This is a genomic window from Sphingobacterium sp. SGG-5 (assembly GCF_011043525.1).
GTDB lineage: Bacteria > Bacteroidota > Bacteroidia > Sphingobacteriales > Sphingobacteriaceae > Sphingobacterium.
This window is the reverse complement of the sequence record NZ_JAAKGO010000004.1, coordinates 474,970-483,080: the sequence shown is the minus strand read 5'-3', so window position 1 is coordinate 483,080 and position 8,111 is coordinate 474,970. Positions and strand designations below refer to the sequence as shown.

The 8,111-nt window shown below is 42.0% G+C and carries 9 protein-coding genes; 2 read left to right on the top strand and 7 right to left on the bottom strand.

The features are described 5' to 3' along the window. Positions 1–115: 115 nt before the first annotated feature. Genes G5B30_RS08565 through G5B30_RS08555 form a run of 3 tightly spaced genes read right to left on the bottom strand, consistent with a single transcriptional unit; the run spans position 116 to position 1,252 of the window. Positions 116–334 (bottom strand): hypothetical protein, encoded by a 219-nt coding sequence (locus tag G5B30_RS08565; protein WP_165319555.1) that lies wholly within the window; start codon positions 332–334, stop codon positions 116–118. A 32-nt stretch (positions 335–366) separates the two neighbouring features. Next, positions 367–951, bottom strand: a complete 585-nt coding sequence (locus tag G5B30_RS08560) for an RNA polymerase sigma factor (RefSeq protein WP_206367058.1) — start codon at positions 949–951, stop codon at positions 367–369. Then, positions 926–1,252, bottom strand: coding sequence for a hypothetical protein (locus G5B30_RS08555; protein ID WP_165319554.1), 327 nt, complete (start codon positions 1,250–1,252; stop codon positions 926–928). The genes G5B30_RS08560 and G5B30_RS08555 overlap by 26 nt, the downstream gene beginning before the upstream one ends. Before the next feature lie 230 nt (positions 1,253–1,482). On the opposite strand from G5B30_RS08555, the gene G5B30_RS08550 reads away from it, so the two are divergent. Continuing rightward, positions 1,483–2,400 (top strand): PfkB family carbohydrate kinase, encoded by a 918-nt coding sequence (locus G5B30_RS08550; protein ID WP_165319553.1) that lies wholly within the window; start codon positions 1,483–1,485, stop codon positions 2,398–2,400. Between the two features lie 55 nt (positions 2,401–2,455). Here G5B30_RS08550 and G5B30_RS08545 read toward each other — a convergent pair whose 3' ends face one another. After that, positions 2,456–2,971, bottom strand: a complete 516-nt coding sequence (locus G5B30_RS08545) for an RNA polymerase sigma factor (protein WP_165319581.1) — start codon at positions 2,969–2,971, stop codon at positions 2,456–2,458. A gap of 258 nt (positions 2,972–3,229) precedes the next feature. Beyond that, complete coding sequence (gene murB, locus G5B30_RS08540) at positions 3,230–4,243, bottom strand: UDP-N-acetylmuramate dehydrogenase (protein WP_165319580.1); 1,014 nt, start codon at positions 4,241–4,243, stop codon at positions 3,230–3,232. Between the two features lie 115 nt (positions 4,244–4,358). Here murB and G5B30_RS08535 point away from each other — a divergent pair, with 115 nt between their 5' ends. Then, positions 4,359–4,967 carry a TetR/AcrR family transcriptional regulator gene (locus tag G5B30_RS08535; protein ID WP_165319552.1) on the top strand — a complete coding sequence of 203 codons (609 nt, stop codon included), beginning with the start codon at positions 4,359–4,361 and terminating at the stop codon, positions 4,965–4,967. Here G5B30_RS08535 and G5B30_RS08530 read toward each other — a convergent pair. Both G5B30_RS08530 and G5B30_RS08525 read right to left on the bottom strand, forming a co-directional pair. Then, positions 4,932–5,933, bottom strand: coding sequence for a YpdA family putative bacillithiol disulfide reductase (locus G5B30_RS08530; RefSeq protein ID WP_165319551.1), 1,002 nt, complete (start codon positions 5,931–5,933; stop codon positions 4,932–4,934). The two genes, G5B30_RS08535 and G5B30_RS08530, sit on opposite strands and share 36 nt — an antisense overlap. Next, positions 5,917–8,103: an FUSC family protein gene (locus G5B30_RS08525; RefSeq protein ID WP_165319550.1), complete on the bottom strand. Its 2,187-nt coding sequence runs from the start codon at positions 8,101–8,103 to the stop codon at positions 5,917–5,919. Before G5B30_RS08525 ends, G5B30_RS08530 begins: the two co-directional genes overlap by 17 nt. Positions 8,104–8,111: the final 8 nt, after the last annotated feature.

Below are 8,111 nucleotides of genomic sequence, written 5' to 3'. Positions count from 1 at the left end.
GTTAGAGTCCCGATACATCGGGATTTGCTTCGCAGAGCACTTCGTGGTTAATCAGAGGGTCGCTGGTTCGGGATCAGGAGCAGCTTAAGGCCGTAGAAGATATTCTACGGCCTTTTTACTGAAAACACCCCAATTCCTCACAGTCAAAATCTTTCTCCTGGAGTAGTTTGATGATATCCGCTGAATTTTCATAAGGGTTATCAATACGTAATATTTTATCACAGTCTTCCAAGTCAAAGTTCCATCTTCCTTGTTTACAGAGCTCGCTTAAAAAAGGCTCCAACACCTGAATGTGTTTTTCTGTTTTTACCGAAGTTTTAAATATATATACCATTATGATGTTTTTAATGTGATAAGTAGATGTTTTTAGCTGTTTAGAATTATTTCATCGTAGATGCTTTTCAGTCGTTTACGAAGATATTTAACTGCATAGTGCTTTCTCGATAATAACGTGTTTGTTTGTATACCGGTTGCCTCCGAAATCGCTTTGATCGAAATACCTTCAAATTCCGTCCACTCAAAAATATTCCGTTGTTCATCCGGAAGTTCCATAAGCGCTTCGTTCAGCTCTTGCCATACCACGGCCCATATATAACTTTGTTCCGGATTTTCATAGTCTTTCTCTCCGGGAAATAAGGCATATTCCTCCCTCAAGAAGCCGTCTTCATCATACCAATTTGTTGGGATAGGTTCCTCTTTTTTCTTTTTTCCTTTGTTGATTATCGTGTTTTTTGCAACGCGAAATAACCAGCTTGATACCAATTCAATTGGACGATGCGCGCTTTCCATTGCTTTTAAAAACTGGTAAAATACGTCCTGCAGTATATCTTCAGCATCTTCATTATTCGACACACGCCCCCTAATGAATGAACGGATACGCGGCAGGTTTTCTTGAACCTGCCTCTCTACATGCTTGCGGTTTTCCTCATTGCCCATTTTCAGACGTGTCATTTGCTTTTTCGTCCGCCTCCGCGTGCCGGCCATGACATCCCCTGTTTTTGAACCATTCGTTGCGTTCCTCGGGTGTCATTTTCATCCATCTTTTACGTGCAGCGAATCCATTACCCTTATGCTTTCCGCATCCTCTAGCACCCATTCCTGAAAATAATAACCGTGATAAGGCAAATAACCCTAATGCCTGCCAGAAATTGATAGTTGTGAACCCGAAAATAGGGGGTACGAGCCAATTCCATAATAGCATGAGCACGCTGCCGAATAACGCTAACGCAGCAATTCCGAATACAGGAAACATAATGTACCGATATTTTGTCTTAAAATTGAAGAATTTTTTTTTCACTTTTTTACCTTTCTTAAATTAAAAAAATAGAGCTCTTATAGAAGAAGACAATTGAAACCTATAAATATTTTAGAGAATTTGTTTTTTTTCTGAATATTTGAAATTAAGCTTTATTTTTGTGCGGCTTTAGATTGTAAGCGTCAACCGGCTAACACGTCGGTTTTTTTATTATATTTTATAAAAACATGAGTTTAGTTATAGTAGGAACGGTAGCTTTTGATGCGATAGAAACGCCATTTGGCAAGACGGATAAAATCGTTGGTGGTGCGGCGACCTATGCCGGTCTGGCAGCATCTTATCTGTATAATAAAGTGAAACTGATCTCCGTTATCGGCGAAGATTTCGGCGATCAGATTAATATGCTTACCGATAAAGGTATTGCTGTAGAGGGTGTGGAGATTATTAAGGGTGGTAAATCCTTCTTTTGGGCAGGAAAGTACCATAATGATATGAACAGCCGGGACACGCTGGTCACTGAACTGAATGTTTTGGCGGACTTTGACCCCAAGATCCCCATTTCTTATCAAGATTGCGAATATCTGTTGTTGGGTAATCTTACGCCACAGGTGCAACTGGATACGCTGGAACGTCTCGCCCATAAGCCCAAATTAGTCGTGCTGGATACGATGAACTTCTGGATGGATGTCGCTTTGGGTGATTTGAAGAAGGTACTTCAAAAAGTTGATGTCCTGACTATTAACGATGCAGAAGCGCGGCAGTTGTCCGGTGAATATTCACTGGTAAAAGCAGCTGAATCCATCCTTCAGATGGGACCGAGCTACCTGATTATTAAAAAAGGAGAGCACGGTGCTTTGTTATTTGGTGATGGTGAAGTCTTTTCCGCACCGGCGCTTCCGTTGGCAGACGTCTTCGATCCAACAGGAGCAGGGGACACCTTTGCCGGAGGATTTATCGGTTACCTCGCTAAAGTGAAATCTGTAAACTTTGCTAATATGCGCAACGCGGTGATCTATGGTTCCGCATTGGCTTCTTTTTGTGTAGAAAAGTTTGGAACGGATCGCATCCAAAACCTATCACGAGCGGAAATTGTAGACAGGATAAAGCAGTTCGTGACCTTGACCAAATTTGATATAGGCGAATAGGATTTTATCCGCCTATATCAGATTTGTGATACATTTACATACAGCATGAGTTCCCTTAGTTGCTTCGATGTTTATAGGTAGAGAGTCTCTTTTTCATGGCTTTTCTGGCCATGTGAATGCGTGTTTTTACGGTACCTATAGGGATGTCGAGATGATCCGATATTTCATGGTATTTATACCCTTCAAAATACATGGTGAAAGGAATGTAGTACTCGTCAGCAAGACTATTTAAAGTTGAGGTAATGTCTTCCATCACAAATTTATTCTCTCCTCCATTATAAGCTGCAGATACGAGTAGATGGCTCGGAGAGATTTCTTTTTCCTTAGTTAAGAAGCTGTTCAGTTTAGTTATGCGACGGTAATTGTTGATGAACGTGTTTTTCATAATAGTGTAGAGCCAGCCTTTAAGGTTAGTGCCTTCTCTAAAATTTTTGAAATACGTTACTGCTTTCAGCAGTGTGTCCTGCACGAGATCATTCGCATCATCTTGTTCTTTGGTAAAGTTCCTTGCATACAATTTTAGGGAATCAGCATGCTGGATGACAAGGTTGTTAAATTCAAATCTGTTCATATTCTTTTCAATTTTGGGGTTAAACCATTTATCGAATAGCTGGGAAATGCCCGGGAATATAGGTTTCACAACTATGCGACGTGTATTAATGAACGCATTGTGATCTAAAACGTTGCAAACATCGTGCTAATATTTATTGAATCGGATTAAATTTTTATTAATTCGGATGATACCGAGAGGCGAAGTTGTCTTAAGGAAGATATAGCTCGCTTTATTAACTCCCTCGAAAAGAAGTTGTTAAGAATTGTGGAAAACTTTTTATAAAATATTCACTTCCCGTTCCAATTCTACACCAAATTTTTTGTAGACATCTTCTACAATCTGCGTAGAGAGATTATAGATTTCCCGGCCAGTAGCTGCCCCTTGATTAACAATGACTAAAGCTTGGTGTTTCCATGTTCCCGCCTGACCTACAATCTTACCTTTCCAGCCACATTGCTCGATAAGCCATCCCGCTGCTAATTTACTATGGGTGTCTGACACGGGATAATAGACTATATCGGGAAATGTAGACCTTAGCTCGTTGAGCTGTTGGTTTGATATAATTGGATTTTTAAAAAAGCTGCCTGCGTTCCCGATCGTTCCCGGATCCGGTAATTTCTCCACCCGTATGTAGGAGACGACCTCGGCGACATCTTTTATCGATGGTTGTGCGATTCCCCTTTTTTGAAGTTCACTTTCTATAGCCCCGTATTTCGTATTCAATGGTGCATGTATTGACAGCTTGTACGTGACGGAAAGTATAATGTACCGTCCTTTATATTTTGTTTTGAATATACTATCCCGATAGGTGAACGCACAGTCTACGTGATGAAAGGTTCGGAACTGTCCCGTTTTCGTATCGAATGCCCGACAAGAATAGAAGATATCCATCAATTCGGCACCGTACGCTCCGATATTTTGCACAGGTGATCCTCCCACAGTACCCGGTATCAATGCCATATTTTCCAATCCCGGAAAATTGTGACGGACACAATACCAGACCAGATCGTTCCATATTTCGCCCGCAGCGGCCGTGACATATACATGGTTTCCTTCCACAAAATGTTGGATACCTTTATTGGATAAGTGTATGATTGTGCCGGAAAAGTCCTGCGTAAATAGAATATTGCTCCCCCCGCCGATCACATAAAATTTTTGGGCGAACAGATCTTGTTCAAACAGGTCCACTAATCGCGTCTCGTTTGTTAAGTCGATAAATTTATGGGCAATAGCTTCAACGCCAAAAGTGTTGTAGGGTTTAAGCGAAACGTTTTGTTTTACATCCACAATCTGCAGTTTTTGACTTTTTCTGGTAATAAATCAAATTAAAAGTGATAACTTTAATATCGAATGCCATAAAGATAAGAGAAAGCCTTGTTTATGAACGAAAATATTTACGATTAGTATGTCAAAGAATGCCGATGAGAAGCGAGTAAAGATTTTGGAGGCCGCAAAAAGACGGTTTGCGCACTACGGAATGGCCAAGACCACCATGGCCGAAATAGCGAAGGACTTATCATTTTCCAAAGCACTGCTGTATTATTATTTTCCTGATAAGAATAGCTTATATAGTGCTGTCCTGGAGTTTGTGGTTGAAGAGTTTGATAAAGAAACCCGACAACATATTATGGGTTTAGCACAAACTGAGGAAGCGGTGTTGACCTTGCTTAGCAAGCGTATGGACTTTATCAAGCGTTATTATTATATCATTGAATATACCCTGCTCAATCGTAAGGAAGTATCCCAAGATCTGGAAGGCGTATTAATAAATGCCTTCGAGATGCACCGTAAAATGATCGGAGATCTCTTTCGCAAAGGCATGGAAAGCGGTGAACTACACCATATGGATGAGGAGGAATGTTCCCGTCTGTTTTTGTTTGCCACCATGGGCATGCGCATGATGGTAATGCAGGACCTGCGGACAAATTTTATCCCGTCAAAGGATGATTTCGATTATATCCTGGCGATGCAAAAGAAATTAGCCGTAATTTTTATTAACGGACTTCGTAAATGATTTCTTTTTCACAATAGCACTGATAATCATATCGGCGTGTATCCTGGAGTTTTCAATAAACCAGAGATGCGTATTCAATCCGCCACAAACGACTCCGGCTAAATACATTCCCGGAACATTCGTTTCCATGGTGCCTGTGTTATGGGTAGGAATCATAGGACCGTCCGAAGGTACGTGAATACCGATTTTTTGCAAAAACTCAAAATTGGGTCGATAACCCGTAAGGGCTAATACAAAATCATTATCCATTTTTACCAATCCTTTTGGCGTCTTAATGACCGCCTCATTAGGCGTGATTTCAGCAAGTTCACTGTGATAGTAAGCTCGGATAGACCCCTCCGCAATGCGATTTTCAATATCAGGCCTTACCCAATACTTGACCCGAGGACTGATTTCGGAGCCGCGAACGACCAACGTGACATCAGCGCCTTTGCGATAAGTCTCTAATGCTGCATCAATGGACGAGTTGCTCGCACCGACAACGATAACACGCTGACCTGCATAGTAATGTGGGTCATTATAGTAGTGAGAAACTTTAGGTAAATCTTCGCCCGGAATATTAAGGTACATCGGAATATCATAAAAGCCTGTTGCCACAATAATGTTCCTGCCGGTATAGGTTCCTTTAATGGTGGTGACCTCAAATAGGTTATCTTCCTTGTGGACCGCGGATACTTCTTCGAACAGACGGGTGTTGAGATCAAATTTGGTCTGAATACGCCGGTAGTATTCCAATGCTTCTGCCCGTTTAGGTTTGGGTAGCGTTGTCACAAAAGGGATATCACCAATTTCCAGCCGTTCCGAGGTGGAGAAGAACGTCATATTCACCGGATAACGATATAGTGAATTGACCAAACATCCCTTTTCAAGGATAATATACGATAAATTGTTTGCCTGCGCCGCAAGGCCACAAGCCAAGCCGATCGGGCCGCCTCCAATAATGATTACATCATATAACTCCTTCATTTCTTATCTTTTTAATAGGCTCGTCTTGACTTTTCTCCATAAGGTCGAGCGTGACTTTGAGCAAATCTGCCGAAATTTTGACCAAAAACTGTAATTGTTCTGTAATTATTATCGCATCATCATTCGTTGTATTGGGTTCTTCTATCGTCTTGATACGTTTTACCCAGCTGATCTGATCACTTGTCTCCTGATCTACGGCCTGAACAGCTTTTTCCAGATTTTGCAACGCGCGGTAGAATAAACGCACATCCTCGTTGTTGAAGTCCTTTGTGTCCGCCTCAATCAGTTGGGTCATCAGCGTCGTCGAATACGAAGAAAAGATATGGTTTAAGATGACAAACCTGTTCACTTCCCGCGTTATCCGCTGTCGCCATTTCGGTTCCGTCAGCAGACGCTGTAAGGTAGACCCCATATTGGCCGAAGCAATGTATACCTCTTTCCGAGCCAATTTATAATCGGTAATCTTAATTTCCTGTCCGGAAAGGATATGTATAGCTTGTGCCAGATATTGATAGTTGGCCAAGAGCAGCTCCCGCATGTTTTTCTTGATCTGTAGGCTTTCCCAGTTGGGGAAAAGGATATAGCTGGAGAAGAATGCAATTGCACCACCCAAAAAAGTGTCTATTATCCGTTCCCTTGCAATATCAATCGTATTGGCTCCCGTAAAACTGAGCAAAATAAGGACATAGGGCGTCATGAAAATAACAGCAATAATATAATTGATCCGAAATAGACTATAGGCGATTAAAAAACAAATGATTAAAAGGATAAAGCGTGTCGTCAAGTCCGGAATTAACCACAAAATTCCGACACCTATCGCACCGCCGATCAGTGTACCCAAGAGTCGGTGCAAATTTCGCTCTTTGGTCAACCCGAAGCCGGGTTTCATGATCACTAAAATCGTAAGAAGAACCCAATAAATTCCAAACTCTGAGAATGATATCATGTTAAGAATAACGTAAGTCATCGACAGGGTCACCGACATGCGGAGCGCATGACGGAATATCGTCGAGTTAAGGCTCAGGTTATCTCTAAACCGTTGCCAGTTGATGATATCTGTTTTGACAAACCGTTTTGTATGGGCTATCTCTTCCTTTTCGATTTCTATCTTTTTGAGTTGGCAATAATTGTATACTTGCTGTATATGCGCAACAATCGTCCGGATATTGACGATGATTTTTTTCAGGGGAATAGAATTGACCTGATGTTGCCGGTCATAGGTATCCAATGCAAACCGTAATTCGTCAATCTCCTTGTTGAGATCATAACGTGGATGTGGCACCCGGTCTGCATTGAGTTTATAGGCAATGTTTTCCAATTCATAGGTGGCTTTATTCAGGATATGTCTTATCTTGTCCAGCAAGCCGGAGGAGCCGTATTTCTCCCGTATAGGCACGTAATCGTAGTGCGTAGCCATGCTTTGTTCAAAAAGATCGACAATATCAGCAAAGACCAGCGTCAAAAAGCGGCCTTTATTTGTCGTGTCCTTTATCGACCGCTTACTCTGGAAGAGAATATCGCGGACATTTTCCTGATGGGAATTGACCTCTATCTGCTTTTGGATCAGCTTATCGTAATTATCGTCAAGATCATGCTTGATATCGTAAAAGTTTGCCTTCAACCGGATGTACTCGGCCACCTGCAAAATTGTCTCCGACAATTCCTGTTGAGCAAGACGGTAGGGGCGAACATATGTGATGGAGAAGCTGATCAGCATATACCACAATGCACCGATGAGGAAATAGCCCAGGTAAATGATTTCCTCTTGGAATGTATAGAAACCGTCCACATTGACGAGCATGGTCAATAAGCACATCGTACCTATAGAAGAAGCCCGCGAGTTGAAGACGGCGAACATGCAGCAGATGAAACTTAACGCTGCGATAAAGATCGTCATGGCCACCAGCGAGTGGTTGAGCAACCCCGTGATAGCAATCGTCAGTGCACATAAAACCGTACAGTAGAGCACGCCCGCCCGACGATGAGCAGGTGCTCCCGGCGTATCCGCAATCCCGACCACCAATGCCCCCAGGGAAATTAATGTCCCGGTGGTAAATTCGCCCAACAAGGCACTTATCAATACCGGAACGATAACCGCAAGTGTTATGCGAAAACCTTCACCGAAATACTGACTGTAAAAAAAACTACTGATTTCTTCCGACCTTCTCATAGGTTTGA